Source organism: Corynebacterium sp. HMSC068H04 (assembly GCF_001811255.1).
Taxonomy (GTDB): domain Bacteria; phylum Actinomycetota; class Actinomycetes; order Mycobacteriales; family Mycobacteriaceae; genus Corynebacterium; species Corynebacterium hesseae.
Genome location: NZ_KV803984.1, coordinates 15,860 through 37,114, shown reverse-complemented (window position 1 = coordinate 37,114; position 21,255 = coordinate 15,860). Strand labels below are relative to the sequence as shown.

Annotated in this window: 12 protein-coding genes and 1 pseudogene; 11 read left to right on the top strand and 2 right to left on the bottom strand. The window is 61.4% G+C overall.

What is annotated here, in order from left to right:
* Positions 1-18 precede the first annotated feature (18 nt).
* Positions 19-1,596: a peptide ABC transporter substrate-binding protein gene (locus tag HMPREF2792_RS04370; protein WP_070531158.1), complete on the top strand. Its 1,578-nt coding sequence runs from the start codon at positions 19-21 to the stop codon at positions 1,594-1,596.
* 47 nt (positions 1,597-1,643) lie between these two features.
* On the top strand, positions 1,644-2,042 hold the full coding sequence (locus tag HMPREF2792_RS04365; RefSeq protein WP_070531156.1) for an arsenate reductase/protein-tyrosine-phosphatase family protein: 399 nt from the start codon (positions 1,644-1,646) through the stop codon (positions 2,040-2,042).
* Positions 2,043-2,133: 91 nt separating this feature from the next.
* Here the strand turns inward: HMPREF2792_RS04365 and glgB are convergent, their stop codons facing one another.
* Positions 2,134-4,254, bottom strand: coding sequence for a 1,4-alpha-glucan branching protein GlgB (gene glgB, locus HMPREF2792_RS04360; protein ID WP_070531154.1), 2,121 nt, complete (start codon positions 4,252-4,254; stop codon positions 2,134-2,136).
* Positions 4,255-4,360: 106 nt separating this feature from the next.
* Positions 4,361-6,367, bottom strand: coding sequence for a maltotransferase domain-containing protein (locus HMPREF2792_RS04355; RefSeq protein ID WP_070531152.1), 2,007 nt, complete (start codon positions 6,365-6,367; stop codon positions 4,361-4,363).
* A gap of 132 nt (positions 6,368-6,499) precedes the next feature.
* Between HMPREF2792_RS04355 and HMPREF2792_RS04350 the strand changes: the two genes are divergently transcribed.
* From HMPREF2792_RS04350 to HMPREF2792_RS04310, 9 genes and pseudogenes are all read left to right on the top strand, one after another.
* On the top strand, positions 6,500-7,297 hold the full coding sequence (locus HMPREF2792_RS04350; RefSeq protein WP_369821990.1) for an ABC transporter ATP-binding protein: 798 nt from the start codon (positions 6,500-6,502) through the stop codon (positions 7,295-7,297).
* A 50-nt stretch (positions 7,298-7,347) separates the two neighbouring features.
* Positions 7,348-8,175: an NUDIX hydrolase gene (locus HMPREF2792_RS04345; protein ID WP_070531149.1), complete on the top strand. Its 828-nt coding sequence runs from the start codon at positions 7,348-7,350 to the stop codon at positions 8,173-8,175.
* Between the two features lie 11 nt (positions 8,176-8,186).
* Positions 8,187-9,338, top strand: coding sequence for a THUMP-like domain-containing protein (locus HMPREF2792_RS04340; RefSeq protein WP_070531148.1), 1,152 nt, complete (start codon positions 8,187-8,189; stop codon positions 9,336-9,338).
* Between the two features lie 34 nt (positions 9,339-9,372).
* Positions 9,373-10,173 carry an electron transfer flavoprotein subunit beta/FixA family protein gene (locus tag HMPREF2792_RS04335; protein ID WP_070531147.1) on the top strand — a complete coding sequence of 267 codons (801 nt, stop codon included), beginning with the start codon at positions 9,373-9,375 and terminating at the stop codon, positions 10,171-10,173.
* A gap of 12 nt (positions 10,174-10,185) precedes the next feature.
* Positions 10,186-11,145, top strand: coding sequence for an electron transfer flavoprotein subunit alpha/FixB family protein (locus HMPREF2792_RS04330; RefSeq protein ID WP_070531146.1), 960 nt, complete (start codon positions 10,186-10,188; stop codon positions 11,143-11,145).
* Positions 11,145-12,281: a cysteine desulfurase family protein gene (locus HMPREF2792_RS04325; RefSeq protein ID WP_070531145.1), complete on the top strand. Its 1,137-nt coding sequence runs from the start codon at positions 11,145-11,147 to the stop codon at positions 12,279-12,281. Before HMPREF2792_RS04330 ends, HMPREF2792_RS04325 begins: the two co-directional genes overlap by 1 nt.
* Positions 12,282-12,371: 90 nt before the next feature.
* The gene (locus tag HMPREF2792_RS04320; RefSeq protein WP_070531144.1) at positions 12,372-13,625 is read left to right on the top strand and encodes an alpha/beta hydrolase; all 1,254 of its coding nucleotides are present in this window, start codon (positions 12,372-12,374) and stop codon (positions 13,623-13,625) included.
* A complete protein-coding gene (locus HMPREF2792_RS04315; RefSeq protein WP_070531143.1) occupies positions 13,606-16,014 on the top strand; it encodes a bifunctional lysylphosphatidylglycerol flippase/synthetase MprF in 2,409 nt (802 codons plus the stop codon). Before HMPREF2792_RS04320 ends, HMPREF2792_RS04315 begins: the two co-directional genes overlap by 20 nt.
* 86 nt (positions 16,015-16,100) lie before the next feature.
* Positions 16,101-21,126: pseudogene (locus tag HMPREF2792_RS04310) on the top strand (DEAD/DEAH box helicase).
* The last annotated feature ends 129 nt before the right edge of the window (positions 21,127-21,255 follow it).

Below are 21,255 nucleotides of genomic sequence, written 5' to 3'. Positions count from 1 at the left end.
TCTTTCAGGAGGACTCTCATGCGCAAGCTCCTCGGCGCCGTTGGCGCCGCCTCTCTTGCTCTTACCCTTGCCGCCTGCGGAAGCGATAGCTCCGATAGTGCCGGCGGATCAAACTATGTTCGCGTGCTCGGTACCGAACCGCAGCAGGGGCTCATTCCCGCGATGACGAATGAGAACGGCGGCGGACGCATCGTCGACATGCTGTTTTCCGGATTGGTGTACTACGACGCCGACGGCAACGTGCACAACGAGATGGCGGAGTCCATCGACAAGGAAGGGGAGAAGACCTACAAGGTCACGCTCAAGCCGGACCTGAAGTTCTCTGATGGCTCAGCCGTGACGGCCGATTCCTTCGTCGATACGTGGAACTACGCGGTGGCCAATGAACAACTTAATGAGAGCTTCTTCTCCTCCATCAAGGGCTACGGGGAAGGCGTCAAAGAAATGGAAGGCCTCAAGGTCATCGATGAGCGCACCTTCACCATCGAACTCACCCAACCGGAGAGCGACTTTCCGAGCCGCTTAGGCTACAACGCTTACTTCCCAGTCCCCGCGGCCGCGCTGGAGGACCCACAGGGCTTTGGCGAATCCCCGGTGTCGAACGGCCCCTACAAGATCAAGGAATGGAACCACAACCAGAACCTGATCATCGAGCCGAACCCGGAGTACAAGGGCGACCGCGCAGCGCAGAACGACGGCATCGAATTCGCCTTCTACGCCGATTCCAGCGCGGCCTACATGGACCTGTTGGCGAATAACCTCGACGTGCTCGAAGCCATTCCTTCGTCTGCCTTCGGCAGCTATGAGCAGGACCTGGCCGGCCGTCAGGAGACCAAGCCGGCCGCTACCTATCTGGAGATGTCCATCCACATGGAGACCCCGCACTTTAGTGGGGAAGAAGGCACGCTGCGCCGCAAGGCAATCTCGATGGCTATCAACCGTGAGGAGATCGCGGAGACCATCTTCCATGGCACCCGCACACCGGCCCGCGAGTTCACGTCACCGGTGCTGAACGGATACAACGACAGCCTGCCCGGTTCGGAAAACCTGGACTATAACCCGGAGGAGGCGAAGAAGCTGTGGGCGGAGGCCGATAAGAAGTACGGTGCGTTTGAAGGCACGTTCCCCATCAACTACAACACCGATGGTGACAACAAGGACTGGGCCGATGCCGTGGCTAACAACATCAGCAATACGCTGGGAATTCAAGCCGTGGGGAACCCCTACCCGGACTTCAAATCCTTCCGCGATGCCTACCGCACCGAGCGTATGGACGGCGCCTACCGCACGGCGTGGTTCGCCGACTATCCCTCGATGGGTAACTTCCTTGGGCCAAACTTCACCACGGGTGTGGCTTCCAATGACTCGAAGTACTCCAACCCGGAGTTCGATGAACTGATTGTGAAGGCCAACGGCGCCGCAAATGAGGAGGAAGCCGCGAAGCTCTACAACCAGGCACAGGAGCTGCTGCTGCGTGACCTTCCTTCAATCCCGCTGTTCTACCCAAACGTGGTCGGCGGCTGGTCCGAGAACGTCCAGGACGTGACGTTCAACTGGAAGTCCCTGCCGGTGTACTACGCGGTGAAGAAGAACTAGGGATCTGGCCCTACAGGCACACCGAAATATGACTAAAGTGCGGAGGCATGACCTCCGTACTTTTCCTTTGCAATACCAACCGCGGTAAGTCTCAGATGGCGGCTGCCTTAGCTAAGAAGCATGCGCCCGATTGGGAAGTTCACTCCGCAGGCGTAAAGACCACTGAACAGCATCGTGCGCAGGGCGTGAACGCCGAGGCGCAGGCCTCTCTTGCAAAGGTCGGCGCCGACATGTCAGGAACGCCAACGTTGCTTGATGCCGGCCTCGCGTCTTCGGTGGATCACGTCATCATCGTTGGTGATGCCGACTATGACGGAGTGGCTGAGCGTTGGGAGATTGAGGACCCGTCCGTGCGTGGTCTAGAGGGAGGGGAGCGAATGGATGCGTTGCGCGATGACATTGATGCTCGCGTAAGAGCTTTCCTCGATACTCACGCACAAGACTGAAAACTGCAACTGCCCGAGTTGCCAAAACTAGCGGCTGGAATTCGATCTCAGCGGTGATCTTTGGCAGGTCGGGCAGTTGTGTTCTTAGAAACTAGCCGCGGAAGGCATACCACTGCACCGAGTTGGCCGGCAGGTGTAGCTGTACGTGGTTGTCTTCGGAGCGCACGCGGTGGGCAAGGTCGTTGCCAGCACCTTGGTAGACGGCGTCGTCTGTGTTGATGACTAGCTCCCACTCGCCATCGCGCGGTACCCAGAGGTCGTAGTTCGGCACCGAGCTGCCGGAGAAGTTGCACACTGCCAACACGGCGGAGCCGTCCTTGCCATAGCGGACGTAGCCGAGCATGTTGTTGTTGGCGTCGTCAGCCTTCACCCACTGGAAGCCATCCTGCGTAAAGTCCTGTGTCCACAGGGCCGGCTGTTGCTTGTACACCGCGTTGAGGTCGCGCACCAGACGCTTGATGCCGTGGTGCCACTCGTTGCCCCAGCCCTCCAAGTTGGCCCAGTCTACGGAGTGGCCCTCTGCCCATTCGGTGGTCTGGCCAAACTCCTGTCCCATGAACATCAGCTGCTTGCCCGGGTGGGAGAACATGTAGCCGTACAGCGCGCGCAGGCCCGCGGCCTTGTTCCAGTCATCGCCCGGCATGCGCTCCCACAAGGAGCCCTTGCCGTGGACCACCTCGTCGTGGCTAAACGGGAGCACGTAGCGCTCCGAGTAGGCGTAGACCATAGAGAAGGTGAGCTCGCCGTGGTGGTAGCGGCGGTGAATCGGCTCGTGCTTGAAGTACTCCAGGGTGTCGTTCATCCAGCCCATGTTCCACTTCAGGCTAAAGCCTAGGCCGCCCTCATGCGTCGGGGCGGTCACACCTGGCCAGGAGGTGGATTCCTCGGCGATGGTCAGCACGCCCGGGTGGTTACGGTTCAGCGTGGCGTTGGTCTCCTGGAGGAATTGGACTGCCTCCAGGTTCTCGCGCCCGCCGTAGATATTGGGCAGCCATTCCTCGCGGGAGTAGTCCAGGTAGAGCATGGAAGCAACGGCGTCGACACGCAAGCCGTCGACGTGGAACTCCTCGGCCCAGTACAGGGCGTTAGCCACGAGGAAGTTGCGAACCTCGTTGCGGCCGAAGTCGAAGACGTAGGTGCCCCAATCGGCCTGCTCACCGCGGCGCGGGTCGGGGTGCTCGTAGAGTGCCTGCCCATCGAAGCGGCCCAGCGCCCATTCGTCCTTGGGGAAGTGCGCGGGCACCCAGTCGATGAAAACGCCGATGCCAGCGTTGTGCAATTCGTCGATAAGCGCGCGCAGCTCATCCGGGGAGCCCCAGCGCGCGGAGGGAGCGTAGTAGCCGGAGACCTGGTAACCCCAGGAACCGCCGAAGGGGTGCTCGGCCACGGGCAGCAGCTCCACGTGGGTAAAGCCGTGCTCAACCAGGTAAGGGATGAGTTCCTCACGCAAGCTGTTGTAGTTGGCGCCTACCTTCCAGGAGCCGACGTGGAGCTCGTAGACGCTCATCGGGACGTCGAGGTCCCCGGTGCGCTTGCTCATCCACTCCTCATCACTCCACTTGAAACTGGAGCGGGCTACAACGGACGCGGTTTCCGGCGGGGCAATGGTGCGCTTGGCCAGGGGATCCGCCTTATCAATGCGCGGGGAGTTCTTGCCGTGGACCGCAAACTTATAGCGCTCGCCTTCGCCCACACCGGGGATGAAGACCTCCCAAATGCCCGTGGAGCCGAGGCTGCGCATGGGGTATTGGGTAGGGTTCCAGCCGCAGAAGTCACCGACCACGGCCACGCCCTCCGCGTTGGGCGCCCATACGGCAAATGCGGTTCCTTCGACCTCACCCAGGTCGGTGGTGTAGCTCTTGAGATTTGCGCCCAGTACTTCCCAGAGGCGCTCGTGGCGGCCTTCCCCGATGAGGTGCTGATCCAATGTGCCCAAGGTGGGCAGGAAATGATAACCGTCCGCTACCTCGATGGCGGGCTGGCCCGGGTAGGTGATGCGCAGGCGGTAGTCTGCTTCTTCGGCGAGCGGGGCCTCCCAGATATCATCCCCAACCGCGCGCATCGCGGTGGTGCCGGAAGCAGTGACGAGCTCGACGGCTTCGGCACCGGGGCGGCGAGTGCGGACGGTTCCGTCGTGCCAGCCATAAAAATCATGGGGCGCGTGGTGGCGGCAGTGGTTAAGGCGTTCGAGGTCTGAGGCCGGGATGTTCATACAGACCAAATTACCCAAGAACACCCGCTCGCGGGGCCGAAAAGAAACCCCGCGCTACCCAGAAAGGGGGACGGAATCAGCGCGGGGTATCTACTGGCCTGAGAGCTTAAGCGCGGTAGTCGTTCACGCGGCGCCACGCGATGCGTTCTTGCAGGTCATGGTGGGCTGGCGGAAGGATGAAAACGTGGGCGACGTCGCGAAGCGGTTCCAAGCGCACGAAATTGCGGTCGGACCACTCGTAGGCGGCACCACTGATGGTGTCCTGCACTGTGAAGTGATCACCCGGGTGGCGGCCCACGGCGGCCAGATCGAGGAAGACCGTGGCCTCCTGCGCGTTGCGCGGGTCTAGGTTGACCACCACGAGCACCACGTTGCCGGTGGTGGGATCGGCCTTGGAGTAGGCGATGATGGCCTCGTTATCCGTGTTGTGGAAGCGCAGCGTGCGCAGCTGCTGGAGGGCCGGGTTTTCGCGGCGGATGAGGTTGAGCAGGCGGATATAGGATTCCAGGGAATCACCGGACTTGACGGCGGCCTGGAAGTCGCGCGGGCGCAGCTCGTACTTCTCCGAGTCGAGATATTCCTCGCTGCCCGGCTTGACGGCCTGGTGCTCGTAGAGCTCGAAGCCCGAGTACACGCCCCACAGCGGGGAGAGAGTCGCAGCCAGCGTAGCGCGAATGGCGAACATGGCGCGCCCACCGGTCTGCAGGGATTCGTGGAGAATATCCGGGGTATTGACAAAGAGGTTGGGGCGGCAGATATCGGCCTGCTCCACGTGCATCTGCGCGAATTCGGTGAGCTCGTGCTTGGAGGTCTGCCACGTGAAGTAGGTATAGGACTGCGTAAATCCAGCCTTGGCCAGGCCAAACAGGCGTGGGGCGCGGGTGAAGGCCTCGGCGAGGAAGATGACCTCCGGGTGAGTCACATGCACCTTGGAAATTAGCCAATTCCAGAAGTTAGCCGGTTTGGTGTGCGGGTTGTCCACGCGGAACGTATGCACGCCGGCCTCGATCCAGATCATGACGATGCGATAGATTTCCGCGTAGATGGCATCCGGGTCGTTATCGAAGTTCAGCGGGTAGATGTCCTGGTACTTCTTCGGCGGGTTCTCCGCGTAGGCAATGGTGCCATCGGCCAGGACGGTGAAAAATTCCGGATTGGTCTTAGCCCACGGGTGGTCCGGGGAGGCCTGCAGCGCCAGGTCCAGCGCCACCTCCAGGCCCAAGTCGGCGGCCTTCTTAACCAGCTCCTTGAAGTCCTCCATGGTGCCCAGGTCCGGGTGCGTGGTGGAGTGATCTTGGATGGCCCACGGCGAGCCCACATCACCGGGCTCAGCCACCACCGAGTTATTGCGGCCCTTGCGGTGCACCTCGCCAATGGGGTGAATGGGCGGGAAGTAGACGGTATCGAAACCCATGGCTGCCACACGCTCGAGCGCCTGTGCCGTGGTCTTAAACGTGCCGTGCACGGGGTTGCCCTCGTCATCCCAACCGCCGGTCGAGCGTGGGAAGAGCTCGTACCAGGAGCTGTAGAGGGCCTCGCGGCGTTCCACGAGGACCTCGTGAATGTCACCCTCCACCAGCAGGTGGCGCAGGGGGTGGTGGTGGAGGACGTCCGCGACCTCGTCGGACAGCGCGGTGCGCACGCGCTTGTCGACGTCCCCCGTTTCATCCTTCAGCTCCTTCGCCGCCTGAAAGAGCAGATCCGCCTTGTCGCTCGGGCACTGGATTGCCGCCTCCTCGAAGAGCTCAGCGCCGTGCAAGAGATCGTTGCTGAGCTCCTGTGCGGATTGACCGGCCTCCATCTTCTTGACCACCGCGTTGCGCCAGGTGGACATCGGATCCGACCAGGCGTCGACGCGGAAAAACCAGCGGCCGGCGGTGGCCGGGCTAAACACGCCGTGGACCCGATCCGGGTTCTCCGGATCCACCGTCATGGTCACGGCAGAAGTGGACGGGGAGTCAGTGTTCCACACCGATAGCGTCGCGGCGACGGCATCGTGGCCCTCACGCCACACCAGCGCGGTAACAGGAACGACCTCTCCGACAACGGCCTTCGAGGCTGCATTTCCGGAGAGGGAGGGGCGGACATCGTCGATACCAAGGCGTTGAGTCATGCCCATAGAATAATGCAGCTGTGGCAGTTTCACCGGGGAAGGCTGTGTCAGTTTCACCGGGGGCGGAAGGTTTCGGCCACAATGGTGCGTGTGAACACTCCAGAGCAACAAAGCCAGCAAAACCCTGAACTTATGGACACCGACGAAGATTGGTTGATTGACTTCCGCGGCGTCGAACTGCGACGGGGTGGGCGCACGCTGGTGGGGCCCATCGACTGGCAGGTGGAGCTCGACGAACGCTGGGTCATCATCGGCCCCAACGGCGCGGGCAAGACCTCGCTGGTGCGGATTGCCGCCGCCGAAGAGTTTCCCTCCGCCGGCGTGGCATACCTGATGGGAGAGCGCCTAGGTAAGACGGATATGCGCGATCTGCGCGCCGCCATCGGCATTTCCTCCGCCGCTGTCCAACACCGCATCCCGGACAATGAGCGCGTCGATGACCTTGTGGTCTCCGCCGGCTATGCCGTGCTCGGCCGCTGGCGTGAGGATTACCAAGACATGGATTTCTCCCGCGCCGATGACATCCTGGATCAGGTCGGCGCATCCCACTTGGCCAAGCGCACCTGGGGCACCCTTTCTGAAGGCGAGAAGAAGCGCGTCATCCTCGCCCGCGCGCTCATGGCCAACCCGGAGCTGCTCATCCTGGATGAGCCCTCCGCCGGCATGGACTTGGGTGGACGCGAGGACCTGGTGGGCTACCTCGGGGACCTAGCGCTCGATGCGGATGCCCCGGCGATTGTCATGATCACCCACCACGTGGAGGAAATACCTTACGGGTTTACGCATGCGATGCTCCTGGATGAGGGTAAGGTCGTGGCCAAAGGACTCATTAATTCTGTCCTGACGTCGGAAAACCTCTCCAAGGCCTTCCACCAGCCCATCCAGGTGGACCGCATTGGGGAGCGGTACTTCGCCCGACGCACCCGCTAATCTCTAGTACACCCTAAAAATTCTGCTCCTTCGCGGACACGGAAAGTTGCATGAGCCAGTCCATCCACGACAGCCTTGACGCCATCGACCCTGGCGAAACCACCGGCTTCAATGGGGCACGCTTGGCCGCTACCGTCCTCCTGTTGCGCGATACCGCAGAGGGTCTGCGCGTGTGGATCCAGGAACGCGTGCGCACCATGCGCAATTACCCCGGCCACGTCGTGTTTCCCGGCGGCGGGGTAGACCCGCGTGACTTCCCACCCCGCACCTGGGACTCCGGCGAACTGTGGGCAGGCCGCTCAGTGGTTTCCATGGCACGCCGCATGGGTGTCACCAAGTACAAGGCCCACGCCCTTGTCTTCGCCGCCGCCCGGGAACTCTTCGAAGAGGCCGGCACGTTGCTGGCCATCCGCGAAGACGGCCTAGTCTCCGATGCCTCGCGCTATCACCGCGAGCGCGAGCTACTGGAATCCCACGAGATTTCTTTTACCGAATTCCTGGAACACAACGGCATGCGTGTCGACGCCGACATGTTCCTTCCCTGGTCCCGCTGGGCAGGTGAGGACAATAACCACTGGTTCGACACCTTCTTTTTCATCGGTGTGCTTCCCGAGGGCCAAGAACCGGATGGCGAAACAGGGGAGGCCGATGACGCCGGTTGGTTCGACCCACAACTGGTACTCGACGGCTGGCGCGCCGGGCTGGTACGCCTAGCCATCCCCACCTGGGCGCAGCTCAAGCGCCTCACGTCCTATTCCAGCGTCAAGGAAGTCTTGGACGATGCCTCCTTCTCCGATCTGCGCCCCATCATCGGGGATCCCCGGGACGATGAACGCTACCGCGAGTACTTCACCACATTCCCCGTCAACCGCATTTAGAAAAGCACACCATGAGCTACACGCTGGACGAAGTCGCCTTCCTGCGCGAGAATGCAGCCGCCATCGACGCCGCCGCGGCGGACCTGGAGGGAACAAAGAAGGCACACCTGAGGGACGTCGCCAAGCTGCAGGCCCAGTTCGGTGATTATGGGCGCGCCGTAGCTGAGCTCATCCAAGCACGCAGTTCCGGAAAGCTGCCGCAGGATTGGCTCATGGACCACGACTCTGCACAACAGGCCACGCCACCTGCGGTGGCGGCTTACCGCGCACAATTCCTCCAGGAGCGCAACGTGGACCTCGTCCACGACCTCACGTGTTCCATCGGCACCGAGGGGCAGGCTTATCGTCCCGGCGCTTATGTGGGCAGCGACCTTGACGCCTCGCGCGTAGCCATGGCGCGGCACAACATTGAGCACCCCGTCTTTCGCGCAGATGCTCTGACCACCACGACCACCGCCCAGGTCTGCATCGCCGATCCCGCCCGGCGCCAAGGCGGCAACCGCATCACCCGGCTTGACCAACTGCTACCACCACCGGCAGACCTGCTAGCTACCCACGGTGAGATGGCCATCAAATGCGCGCCGGGAATCGACCACTCCGAATGGGAGGGGCTGGCCTGCGTGGTCAGCCTCGACGGCGGGGTGAAGGAGACCTGCCTGTACACCCCGGGGCTGGGAACGGGGAAGAGGGCAGTGGTCCTCACCACCACGCCCGAAGGAATACACACGGACGTCATTGATGACGGCATCGCAGAGCACGAGCTTCCCGACGCCGGCCCCATCGGCCGCTTCCTCATCGACCCCGACGGCGCCATCGTGCGCGCCGGGCTGGTGCGCCACTACGCCGCGCGGGAAGGCCTGCACCAACTGGACCCGCGCATTGCCTACCTCACCGGTGACCGCCTGCCTCACGGCACGTCCGGATTTGAATTCATCGAGATGGTCCCCATGAAAAAGCTCAAGGCGGCCATGGTTGCCCATGATGTTGGCTCGCTGGAAATCCTGGTACGCGGGCAAGATGTCAACCCGGATCAGTTGCGCAAGAAGCTCAAGCTGAAGGGTTCAACGGCCAAGACCCTCGTGGTCACGCGCATCGGGGCGAAGGGAGTCGCGGTGTTGTGTGGACCGCGAGTAGTATCGTCCGAAGGTAATTACGCACCCTAATAGTTTCAAAATTTACGGAAGGGGAAGTGCCCACATGCCAGTCATTGTGGCTCTGGTCAAGCACGTACCGGATACGTGGTCAACGAAGACCCTCGAGGCGGACCACACCTTGGACCGCACCTCGGTGGATAACGTCATCGACGAGGTCAACGAGTACTCCGTCGAACAGGCCCTGCGCCTGCGCGACGATAACGCTGATGCCGGCTATGAGGTCGTGGCGCTTACCATGGGCCCGGCCGCTGCCGATGAGGCCCTGCGCAAGGCCCTGGCCATGGGCGCGGATCACGCCGTGCACGTGACGGACGACGCCCTCGCTGGCGCCGACGCCCTGGCTACCGCCTGGGCCCTCAACGCAGCCATCAACAAGGTGGCCGAGAAGTTCGGCGAGGTCCAGGTCATCACCTTGGGCAATAATTCCTCGGATGCCTCCACCGGTCTTATCGCAGGACTCTTGGCCGAGTACCGCCAGCTGCCCGCGCTTACTGAGCTCAAGGCAGCCTCCCTGGCTGGGGCCACCGCCACCGGCACCCGCGAGGACGCCCACGGCCACTGGGAGCTTAGCGCTAACCTTCCGGCCATCCTGTCCTTTACCGACAAGGCTGACAAGCCGCGCTTCCCCAACTTCAAGGGCCTGATGGCCGCCAAGAAGGCTGAGGTCACCACGCTCGCCGTGGCGGACCTGGGCATCGACGGCGTGCCGTCCACCACCACGGTTACCGCCTCCGCGCAGCGCCCGGCCCGCACCGCCGGTGAGGTCATCACCGATCCTGATCCGGCCGTGGCTGCCGCCAAGGTCGCGGACTTCCTGGCCGCCAAGAATCTCATCGAGGGTTAAAGGAGAAAAGATATGTCTCACGTTTATGTCCTGGTTGAGCACGAAGCAGAGCAGCTCAGCCCCGTTACCGGCGAGCTCATCACCGCCGCCCGCGCACTTGGTACCGTCTCCGCCGTGGTCGTGGCCAAGGACGCCGCCACCGCCGCCTCCTTCGACGCCGAGTTGGGCAACCTCGGTGCAGCCCAGGTAGTTCAGGCCACCGCCGCGGACTATGAGCAGCGCATCGTTACTCCGGAGGTCGACGCCCTCCACGCCCTGGCCGCCAACAACCCGGCGCCCATCGTGCTGGCCGCCACCCCGACCAACAACGAGATCGCCGGCCGCCTCGCCGCCCGCCTGGGCTCGGGCGCCCTGGTCAACGTCGACGGCATCAACGCTGACGGCACCGCGCACCACACCATCTTCGGCGGCTCCTACGAGACCTCCTCCACGGCCACCGGCTCTGTGGTCTACACCCTGCGCCCTGGCTCCGTGGCTGCTGAACCCCAGCCGGTCACCGCGGCACCCGCTCCCTTCGAACTGCCCGCCGCCACCGCGAAGGACGTCATCGTCACCACCTTCACCCCGGCGGAGAAGACCGCCCGCCCGGAGCTGACCTCCGCGAAGGTCGTCGTCGCCGGCGGCCGCGGCGTGGGCGACAAATTCGCCGACGTGGTGGAGCCGCTTGCCGACGTCCTCGGTGGCGCCGTCGGCGCCACCCGCGACGCCGTGGATGAGGGTTTCTACGACCCGGCCCACCAGGTGGGCCAGACCGGCGTGACCGTCTCCCCGAAGCTCTACATCGGCCTGGGTATTTCCGGTGCAATCCAGCACACCTCCGGCATGCAGACCTCGGAGACCATCGTTGTGGTCAACCAAGACCAGGACGAGCCGTTCTTCCAGATCGCCGACCTCGGCGTGGTGGGCGACCTCCACGAGATCGCCCCGGCGCTGGTCTCCGAGCTTGAGTCCCGCAAGGGGGCCGGCAACTAATGCCTCGCTACCTCGATTACGCAGCTACCCAACCCATGCGCCAGTGTGCCATCGACGCCTGGGTCGACGCCGCCGGGTCCCTGAACCCCGGCTCTGCCTATGGCTCCGGGCGCAAGGCGCGCTCCGTGTTGGATGACGCCCGCGAGACCGTCGCCGAGCTGCTGGGCTGCGAACCCATCGAGGTAGTTTTCACCTCCTCCGGCACGGAGGCCGACAACATCGCAATCCAGGGTCTCTTCCGTGCTGCGCAAAGCGCAGCACCGGAGGCGGAGAAGCACATCATCTCGACCCCCATCGAGCACCCCGCCGTCCTCGAGACCGTGGACAAGCTGCGCGCTGAGCATGGCGCTACCGTTGACCTGCTTCCGGTTGATTCCACCGGCCACGTCAGCGACCTCGCAGCCCTGGATACCCCGGCCGCGGTGGCCACCTGCATGTGGGCCAACAACGAGACCGGCGCCATCCAGCCGGTTGGGGACATTATCCAGCGCGCCGCCGCGCAGAACACCCCTGTGCACATCGACGCCGTGCAGGTCACCGGTAAGCTGCCCATCAATTTCCATGAGCTGGGTGCCACCACATTGGCGGCCAGCGCCCACAAGTTCGGCGGGCCGCGCGGGATTGGCCTGCTGCTCGCGCGCCGCACCCCGGCGCCTCAACCCATCGCCTTCGGTGGCGGCCAGGAGCGCGGCATCCGCCCCGGAACCGTGGACGTGGCCAGCGCGAGCGCACTCGCCGCGGCCCTGCGTGAATCTGTCGCGGACATGGAGCAGGAGACCGCTCGCCTGAGCGCACTCCGCGACAAGCTCAAGGCCGGCATTGAGGACAGTATCGACAACGTCATCATCAACTCCGTCGAGCCCACCTTGGCTTCCCACCTGCACGTGTCCTTCCCTGGCACGGATGGGGACAGCCTCATCATGCTGCTGGATGCCGCCGGTATCGAAGCCTCCGCCGGCTCCGCCTGCCACGCGGGTGTTAACCGCATGTCCCACGTGCTCGAGGCCATGGGCATCGACGAGGAACACGGACGCGGCTCCCTGCGCTTTAGCCTGGGACGCCTCACCACCGAAGAGGACATTGACGTGGTCCTGGCAGAGCTTCCGGAGATCATTCGTCGCGCTCGTTCGGTTTAGCGCAAGTATTCAATCAAGATCACAGCTATTCGGGCATATTCACAGGGAGACTACAGCGCTTTCGCCACGGCGTGGGTCTATGTTTAATCCGTGAATAACTTCATCCAGTCTGTGCTAGGCCTACCGCTGACGGACCCCGTGAACGGTGGGATCTACATTGCTATCTTGGTCATCAGTGCGCTGCTCATTGCGTGGCGCCTGCGCAAACGCGATGTCGTGTCCTTCCTTCTCGCCGCAGTCATTGCCACCGTGGCATTCTTCGTGCTCAAGCACTGGGACGTCCCGTTCTACCTCTTTGTTGCCGGGCTTGTCCCCATTGCAGCGCTCATCTCCCTCATTCACCATGCGGGCCGACGAGTCCTCATGGCCGTGATTGCGGCATTCTCGGCACTTGCGGTAGCCGGTCTGGCCAATATGGAGTACCAGTCCTATCCGGACATCGCCTCGCTCGATCCCACGCCGGTGGCCCAAGAGATGGACTACAGCCAATTCAAGGCCATGAAATCCTCGGATTCCGCTGTGATTGTGCACGTGGATCTTCCGGGTGCCATCTCAGGGTTCAGCGCGCGCCAGGCCATTGCCTACATCCCGCCGGCCTATTGGAGCAAAAAGGATATAAACCTTCCCGTTCTAGTCCTGCTCCACGGCAACCCGGGTGGTCCGGAGCAGTGGTTCGGCTCCGGCGAGGCGGCCGAAACCGCCGATGCCTTCCAACGCGCCAATGGGGGACTAAGCCCCATCGTCGTGGCGGTCGATGCCACCGGCAGTGAGACCGCCAACCCCATCTGCGCGGACACCTCCGTGGCCAAGGTCATGACCTACCTAACGACCGACGTGCCGACAGGAATCAAGACCGCTTTCCGTGTCGACGAGAATCAACAACATTGGACCGTCGCTGGTTTGTCATACGGAGGGACGTGTTCACTACAGATCCTCACCAATCATCCCGAAGCCTATGGCCAGGCAGTGGACATCTCCGGCGAGGCCGAACCCACTATTGGAAACCACGCCGCCACCGTGTCCAAGTTCTATGGTGGCGATGAAGCCGCCTACCAAGCCGCTAATCCTGCACACCTGCTGGCGACGAAAAAGTACCCCGATCACCAGGCCATCTTCATCGCCGGTAACCGGGATACTGCTGCGGTGAAAGCGCTCGGCCAACTGAACGACGCCGCACGAGGCGCCGGCATGGCCACCTACTACACTTCCCGCCCGGGCGGCCATTCCTTCGAGGTGTGGCGTCCCGCCCTGCGCGAAGTATTTGCCTGGGTTGCCCGCCGGGGCGGGCTGGCAGACCTCACCGATTCTTTCGATGGAGTACAAGATGCAGATCTTCAGCGCTAACAACCTCCGACACCTCGCGCGGCGCATTCCGGTGACGTGGGTGTTGATCCTTCTGATGTGGGTATTGGTCATCGTGACCTACGCGGTTCCAGGGCTGGCGGGCATTACGCAAACCATCGGCCTGACCGGCCGTACTTTCGGCGCAGTTGTGGCACTCACCCTCATGGCCCTAGCTTTCGTTCTTCCTTCGGAATACCGGTTGGGCTCCGTGCGGACACTTGCCGTTGGTATTGCCGCGCAGCTTATCTCCGTTCCCGTGGCCTATGTGGCCGCCCACGGGATCGAAGAAATCGGCCTCAACCGCTGGGGTGATGATCTTCTGAGCTCCACTGATTTATCACCCATCGGTTTCATAGTGGGCACAGCCGGCTTCGCTTCTGCGTGGATGCCGCGCCTCTGGCAGCGCCGCGTACGCCTCAGCATCCTCGCCCTGACGCTCACCATGGCCCTGTATGGCGGTACTTTGAGCGATGTCCTCGGCGTGAGCGCCTCGGTGCTGTCCATCGCGGCCGGTATCGCATGGAGTGTCTTTGTGCCCCGCACGAGCGCGCAGCGCCCAGCCGCTTTCCATCGTGCCTCGGTGCCCGAGCGCCGAGTTCTCACCGCGCTCATCGTGGGAGTGGTAGCCATCGGCCCAGCCTTCGTGGCGCTCGACCCACTGGCGGAAGGGCCCTTCAGCCCAGTCACCCGGCTGATGTGGTCCTTCAACTCTGCTGCTTATCACGCCACTGAGATCTGCCAGGCTGACCCCACAAGCCAGGCCTGCCAAGCTGCCCTTGATTTCGCCCGCGTCCACGGCGTGGGTCCGGCCATCGCCAGCGTCATGCCGCTCATCATCCAACTCGTACTGTGCTTCGGCCTCATCCGCGGACGCCGTCTTGCGTGGTTGCTATCCGTCCTTACCCAGGTACTCGTCATCGCTGTGCTTCTAGCTCAGCTGTGGGACTTTAGCCAAGAAGGCCTTGTGCTCTACGGCGTGAATCTCGCCGCTGTGGTCCTGCCCTGGGCCACCTGCTTCGTCGTGCTCATCTGGAACCGCCGCGTGTTCCACATCCACGAAAGTGTGCGCGCGCTGGGCCGAGCCGCAGGAAAGATCGCAGCTGCCTTTGTCATCACGGCCGCTCTTTGGGGCGTTGGCGCACTACTTTTCAAGGACGGCTTCGTCGAGACAGCCACTGCCGGATCGATCCTGGCCGAACTCCCTCTGCGCTATGTCCCGCCAGTCGTGGCTACGCTACTTCCGCTCAAGCTCGCGCCGACCACCTGGTTGACGTGGGCTTTCTACGAGTGGGTCGGCACTCTGTTCTGGATGTACACCTCCTGGGTGGTCTATCGCATGTTCGCTACTCCTGCGAACCCCGAGGCCGCTGAGGTTCGTGACCACGCTCGCGCCATCCTGGAGCAGGGCAGTGGTGACCACCTCTCCGCTATGACCCTGTGGAAGGGGAACCGCTACTTCTTTAACGACAGCAACTACGTGGCCTACCGCGTCCACAACGGCATTGCACTCAGCCTCGGCGAGCCGGCGGGCAATGACCCGCAGGCCACCGCAGCGGCCTTCGAAGAATTCGCCCGCGAACAAGGCTGGCGCCCGGCCTGGTACTCGGTACGGGAAAGCTTTACCCGTCCCGGCTTCCGCCGCCTCGAAGTAGCTGAGGAGGCCGTCCTGGACACCTCTAACACGGAGTTCAAAGGCAAGAAATTCCAGAACATTCGCACCGCCCGCAACAAGGCCGGCAAAGAGGGCGTCACCACGCTGTGGACGGAGTGGAAGGACCTCGATCTTGCCACCCGCAACAAAATTGCCGAGCTCTCCGAAGAATGGGTCTCTGACAAAGCTCTCCCAGAGATGGGCTTTACTTTGGGCGGTGTTAACGAGCTGCGGGAGGAAGGCACCAAGCTACTGCTCGCGCTGGGGGAGGACGGCACGCTGCACGGCGTGACATCTTGGCTCCCTGTTCGTGAGAACGGAAGCGTGGTGGGCTACACCCTCGACGTCATGCGCCGCGCCGACCACGGCTTCAAGGGGGCAATCGAGCTACTCATCTCTGAGGCTATGATCATCGCCGCCGGCGAAGGCTGCGCCTGGATTTCGCTCTCCGGCGCGCCCCTGTCAGGTACACCAGAGGAACCCGGGCTTCTCGACGCCCTCCTCACCCGCCTCGGCGAAGAAATGGAACCCCTCTACGGCTTCCGCAGCTTGGCTGCCTCCAAACGCAAGTTCCAGCCGGAAGAGCACAAGTGGTACCTGGCCTACAACGATGAGCTGGCACTGCCCGCCATTGGACTCGCCGTCGTTCACGCCTATGTGCCCGACATGCGCGCAGCCGACGCCGCCCGAGCTGTGAAGACCTGGCTGGCTGAGCGTAAACAAGCCAAAGCGGAGTAAAGCGCAACGGAACCCAGCAAAGCAGATCCACGCTAAGACCAGTGTGTTGACAGAACCTCGTGCACACCTTCGGGCACAATGTTCTCATGTCGAAGTTCTCTGAGGTCCTAGACCAGCTGCGTGAAAACCAACCGAAGGCAAAGTACGGCATTGCCTTTGAGAAGCTGATGGTCAACTATTTCAAGACCGACCCGACCTTAAAGAACCAGTTCGATGAGGTCTGCCGCTGGACGGATTGGCGCTACAACGGCGGCAAGGCTGACACCGGCATCGACTTGGTGGCCCGCCGCGTGGATGACGGCACGTGGACCGCCATCCAGTGCAAGTTCTATGACTCTAAGGCGCGCATTCAGAAGTCCCACCTGGATTCCTTCTTCGAAGCCTCTGGTCATTCCTTCCAAACGGAAGAAGGCCGCCAGCACTTCGGCAGCCGCCTGATTATTTCCACCACGGACCACTGGTCCTCCCATGCGGAGGACGCCCTGTCCAACCAGATCATTCCAACCAGCCGCATTGGCATCTCCGCCATCGCGGAATCACCCATCAACTGGGACGTGGCCTTCCCTGGCTCGGAAGTGCGCGATAAAACCATCCAGATCAACCTCTCCCAGCGCGAGACCTTTGAACCCCGCCCACACCAGCAGGCGGCCATCGACAAAGCCATCGAAGGATTCAAGACCCATGACCGCGGCAAGCTCATCATGGCCTGCGGCACCGGAAAAACCTTCACCGCCCTGCGCCTGGCGGAACGCGTCGCTGAGGACAACGGCGGCAAGGCCCGGATTCTCTTCCTCGTGCCGTCCATCTCCTTGCTCTCCCAAACCTTGAAGGAGTGGACCGCCCAGGGCCGCCTCGACATGCGCGCCTTCGCGGTGTGCTCCGACAGCAAGGTCTCCAAGAAGGCCGAGGACATCGCCGTCTATGACCTTGAGGTCCCAGTTTCCACCGAAGGCAAGGACATCACCACGCGCTTTGAATCCGGCAAGCGCGCCAAGGGCCTCAATATCGTCTTCTCCACCTACCAGTCCATCCAGGCAGTACAAGATGCCCAGCAGGTAGGCCTCGATGATTTCGACCTCGTCATCTGCGATGAAGCCCACCGCACCACCGGCATCACCTTGGCCGGTGAGGACGCCAGCAACTTTGTCCGCGTCCACGATGCCGACTACATCAAGGCAGCCAAGCGCCTCTACATGACAGCCACCCCGCGCCTTTATGACGAAGCCGTCAAGGGCAAGGCCGAAGAGCACTCCGCGGAGCTGGCCTCTATGGATGATGAAGCCATCTACGGACCAGAGTTCTTCCGCCTCGGCTTTGGCGAAGCCGTGGACAAGGGGCTGCTTACTGACTACAAGGTGCTTGTCATGACCGTGGATGAATCCGTGGCCGCCCAAGCCATGGCCCACAGTGAGAACAACCAGGTCAACCTTTCACTCGCCTCCGCCATGATTGGTGCCTGGAACGGCTTGGCCAAGCGCTCCGGTGAATTGCAGGGCAAGAAGGGCGGCTTTGAGGAAGACGCCCAGCCCATGCAGCGCGCCGTGGCCTTTGCCAAGGACATCAAGACCTCCCAGCTCATTGCGGAGACCTACCCCTCACTCATCGGCACCCACCAAGAACTGCTCAAAGAAAAGGCAGTGCTTAACGACGTCTCCCTCACCAACGTCGATCTCCACGTCGCCGCCCAGCACGTCGACGGCGGCATGAATGCCATGGAGCGCGGCACCAAGCTTTCGTGGCTGGAGGCTCCTTCAGGGGGGGGGGCAACAGTCGCGCATGCTCACCAATGCGCGCTGTCTTTCTGAGGGTGTAGACGTCCCGGCGCTGGACGCCGTTATCTTCTTCAACCCCCGCAACTCCATGGTGGACGTGGTCCAGTCCGTTGGCCGCGTCATGCGCAAGTCGGAGGGCAAGGACTACGGCTACATCATTCTGCCCGTGGCCGTGGCCAGCAATGTCTCTCCAGCAGAAGCTCTCAACGACAACCAGCGCTTCAAAGTGGTCTGGCAGATCCTCAACGCTCTGCGCGCCCACGATGACCGCTTTAACGCGAAGATTAATTCGATTGCTCTGAATGGCGACCCCAACGAGCTCCCGATCATCCCAATTCCGGTGAATCCGATTCCTGACGATCCAAACGATGTCAAGAAGGAAGAAGACCCTCGGGAGAAGCTCAATAGCAGCGACGCGAATACCGGTGGCGGCGATATTGACGAAGCAGAGCGACGCAGGGATCTCGCTAAACAGATGGCACTGTTTCCGCTGGAACAGTGGCAAGAAGCGATCTACACCAAGCTGGTGGACAAGGTCGGCACCCGCACCTACTGGGAAGACTGGGCTGATGATGTTGCCACCATCGCAGAAAACCAAATCACCCGCATCAAGGCGCTTCTCGACGGCGCCGATGGCTCCCTCCGCACCGAATTCGACAGCTTCGTTGAAGGCCTGCGCAATAACCTCAACGACGGCATCAGCGAAGAAGATGCCATCTCGATGCTCTCGCAGCACCTGATTACGGCACCGGTCTTCAACGCACTCTTTGAGAATCATGACTTCATCACCCACAACCCCGTGGCTCAGGTCATGGAGAAGATGGTCAAGGCCTTGTCCAAGGCAAACCTCGATACTGAGACCGAGTCCCTGGAGAAGTTCTACGAGTCCGTCCGCGTCCGTGCTTCTGAGGTGAATTCCGCTTCCGGCAAGCAGCAGGTCATCAAGGAGCTTTACGAGCGTTTCTTCCGCAAGGCCTTCAAGAAGCAATCTGAGGCCCTCGGCATTGTCTACACCCCAGTCGAAATCGTCGACTTCATCCTGCGTGCCGCCGATGACGTGTCCAAGAAGCACTTTGGCAAGGGATTGACCGATGAGGGCGTGTGCATCCTCGACCCCTTCGCTGGCACCTCGACCTTAACGGTCCGCCTGCTGCAGTCCGGCCTCATTAAGCCGGAGGACCTCGCCCGCAAGTACGCCAACGAGCTCTTCGCCACCGAGATCATGCTGCTGGCCTACTACGTTTCAGCGGTGAATATTGAGACCACCTACAACGCCCTGCGCGAAGAGGCAGCCCTGCGCAATGGCGAACCCGCACCCGAGTACGTGCCCTTCACCAACATAGCCCTGGCCGATACATTCCAGATCCACGAGGAAGGTGACATCCCAGACCTCAATATCTTCCGCGAGAACAATGAGACCATCGAGCGCCAGAAGCAAGCGCCCATCAACGTTGTGATTGGTAACCCGCCGTATTCGGCAGGGCAGAAGTCCGCGAACGACCTCAATGCAAACCTGAAGTACCCGAGCCTAGATAAGCGCATTGCGGAAACGTACGCCGCAAAGTCCACCGCGACCAATAAGAACTCGCTGTACGACTCCTACCTAAGAGCTTTCCGCTGGGCCACTGACCGCATTGGCGACCAGGGCGTCGTTGCGTTCGTCTCTAACGGCGGATGGATCGACGGCAACACCGGCGACGGAGTGCGCCTGTCGATGGCGGAAGACTTCACCGACCTCTATGTGTTCAACCTTCGTGGCAATATGCGTAACTCCAATTGGCGAGCAGAGGGAGGTCAGATCTTTGGGGCCGGTTCACAGACGACGATCGCAATCTTTATCGGAGTAAAGGACCCGAACAAGACGCGCTTTGATTTGCACTATGTACAGACCCCCGATTGTGCTACCCGTGATGAGAAACTTGAGATCGTTGAAAACTCAACCGTGGAACGCATGGAATGGCAACAAATTTCGCCGAACAGGGAAGGCGACTGGCTTAATCAGCGGTCGGAAGAGTTCGAGAAATGGCCAGTTGTTGGCGAAAAGAATGGTGCCGCGGTAAAGGTTTTCGAAGTATATTCTCGCGGCCTGTCAACTGCTCGTGACGCTTGGGCCTATGCGCAGACCGACGGCCAATTGCTCTCTAAGCTGGGGATCTTGACTGGTACATACACTGAAGCAACAACTTCGCTTCAAAAATGGTTAGTTGACCAAGGGATCACTAAACCCAAGGAACAGGATGTAACGGCTTTCCTGCGAGTGCATCCACAATACGCAGATATAACAAAGGTGTCTTGGAATCGCACGCTAAAAAATTTAGCTGCAAAAGGCGCTGAGATTCTCGTTCAGCCTGATCGTATTTACGGTTCGCTCTACCGCCCGTTTATGAAACAGCGAGGGTATTTTGAGCAGTCGCTGAACGACATGACGTACCAGCTCCCGTCGATGTTCCCGACCCCAGTGCACCGAAACATCGGGTTCTATCAAGTTGGAAATGGTTCAGCTGTTCCTTTCTCTGTGATCGCAACGAACTTGCTGCCTGATCTACATGTGACTGGTGCAGGGTCGGGCGGCCAATTCTTCCCCCGCTTCACCTGGGCCGCCGTCGAAGCCGACGACGGTGGGCTGTTCGGTGAGGGGACCGCGGTCAAGCAGGGAGAAGCCAGCATCTACGGTTCGATTGGTGAAGTCGTCGACGGCTACGTGCGCGTGGACAACATCACTGATGAGATAAAGGCTCTCTACCGTGATGCGTTGGGTGCGGACATCACGGGCGATGACATCTTCCACTTTGTCTACGGCAAGCTGCATGACCCTGTCTATCGCACGAAGTACGCGGCTGACTTGAAGAAGATGCTCCCGCATATTGAGACGCCGAGCTTGCGTGCGGAGTTCGACACGTTCGCGGCTGCTGGCCAAGAGCTGATGGACCTTCACGTCGACTATGAGACCGTGGAGCCGTGGACACTGGACATTCAAGTCAAGGGCGATGAGACCGACCGTGAGACGTGGCGCGTGCTCAAGATGAAGTGGGCCAAGCGCAAGGATCCGGAGACGGGAAAGAACGGCAATGACGTGACGAAGCTGATCTACAACAAGCGCGTGACCATCGCCGGTATCCCGGAAGAAGCGGATGAGTACATGCTGGGCTCGCGCTCGGCAGTCGCGTGGCTGATTGACCGATACCAGGTCAAGAAAGACAAGGCTTCGGGCATCGTCAATGACCCGAACGATTGGGCCGACGAGGTAGGCAATCCGCGCTACATCGTGGACCTGATCGGGAAAGTCGTGCGCGTGGCCATGGAGACGGTACGGATTGTGGATGGATTGAATTCCAAGTAGTCGGGAGCCAAATTTGTCCGCCAGATGTATGGTAATAAGGAGTCAAGTGGTGTTTGTAAAGCGAGTAGGCTCTTTGCCTATGCCACACTGATGGGGGGACGCACACGAGACTTCTCGTGTATCTGTTGG

Bases quoted from the DNA above. Each gene is read 5' to 3' on its own strand.
- HMPREF2792_RS04335 (WP_070531147.1), top strand. From the start codon at position 9,373: ATGCCAGTCATTGTGGCTCTGGTCAAGCACGTACCGGATACGTGGTCA.
- HMPREF2792_RS04345 (WP_070531149.1), top strand. From the start codon at position 7,348: ATGAGCCAGTCCATCCACGACAGCCTTGACGCCATCGACCCTGGCGAA.
- HMPREF2792_RS04365 (WP_070531156.1), top strand. From the start codon at position 1,644: ATGACCTCCGTACTTTTCCTTTGCAATACCAACCGCGGTAAGTCTCAG.
- HMPREF2792_RS04355 (WP_070531152.1), bottom strand. From the start codon at position 6,367: ATGACTCAACGCCTTGGTATCGACGATGTCCGCCCCTCCCTCTCCGGA.
- HMPREF2792_RS04370 (WP_070531158.1), top strand. From the start codon at position 19: ATGCGCAAGCTCCTCGGCGCCGTTGGCGCCGCCTCTCTTGCTCTTACC.
- HMPREF2792_RS04350 (WP_369821990.1), top strand. From the start codon at position 6,500: ATGGACACCGACGAAGATTGGTTGATTGACTTCCGCGGCGTCGAACTG.
- HMPREF2792_RS04330 (WP_070531146.1), top strand. From the start codon at position 10,186: ATGTCTCACGTTTATGTCCTGGTTGAGCACGAAGCAGAGCAGCTCAGC.
- HMPREF2792_RS04340 (WP_070531148.1), top strand. From the start codon at position 8,187: ATGAGCTACACGCTGGACGAAGTCGCCTTCCTGCGCGAGAATGCAGCC.
- glgB (WP_070531154.1), bottom strand. From the start codon at position 4,254: ATGAACATCCCGGCCTCAGACCTCGAACGCCTTAACCACTGCCGCCAC.
- HMPREF2792_RS04325 (WP_070531145.1), top strand. From the start codon at position 11,145: ATGCCTCGCTACCTCGATTACGCAGCTACCCAACCCATGCGCCAGTGT.
- HMPREF2792_RS04315 (WP_070531143.1), top strand. From the start codon at position 13,606: ATGCAGATCTTCAGCGCTAACAACCTCCGACACCTCGCGCGGCGCATT.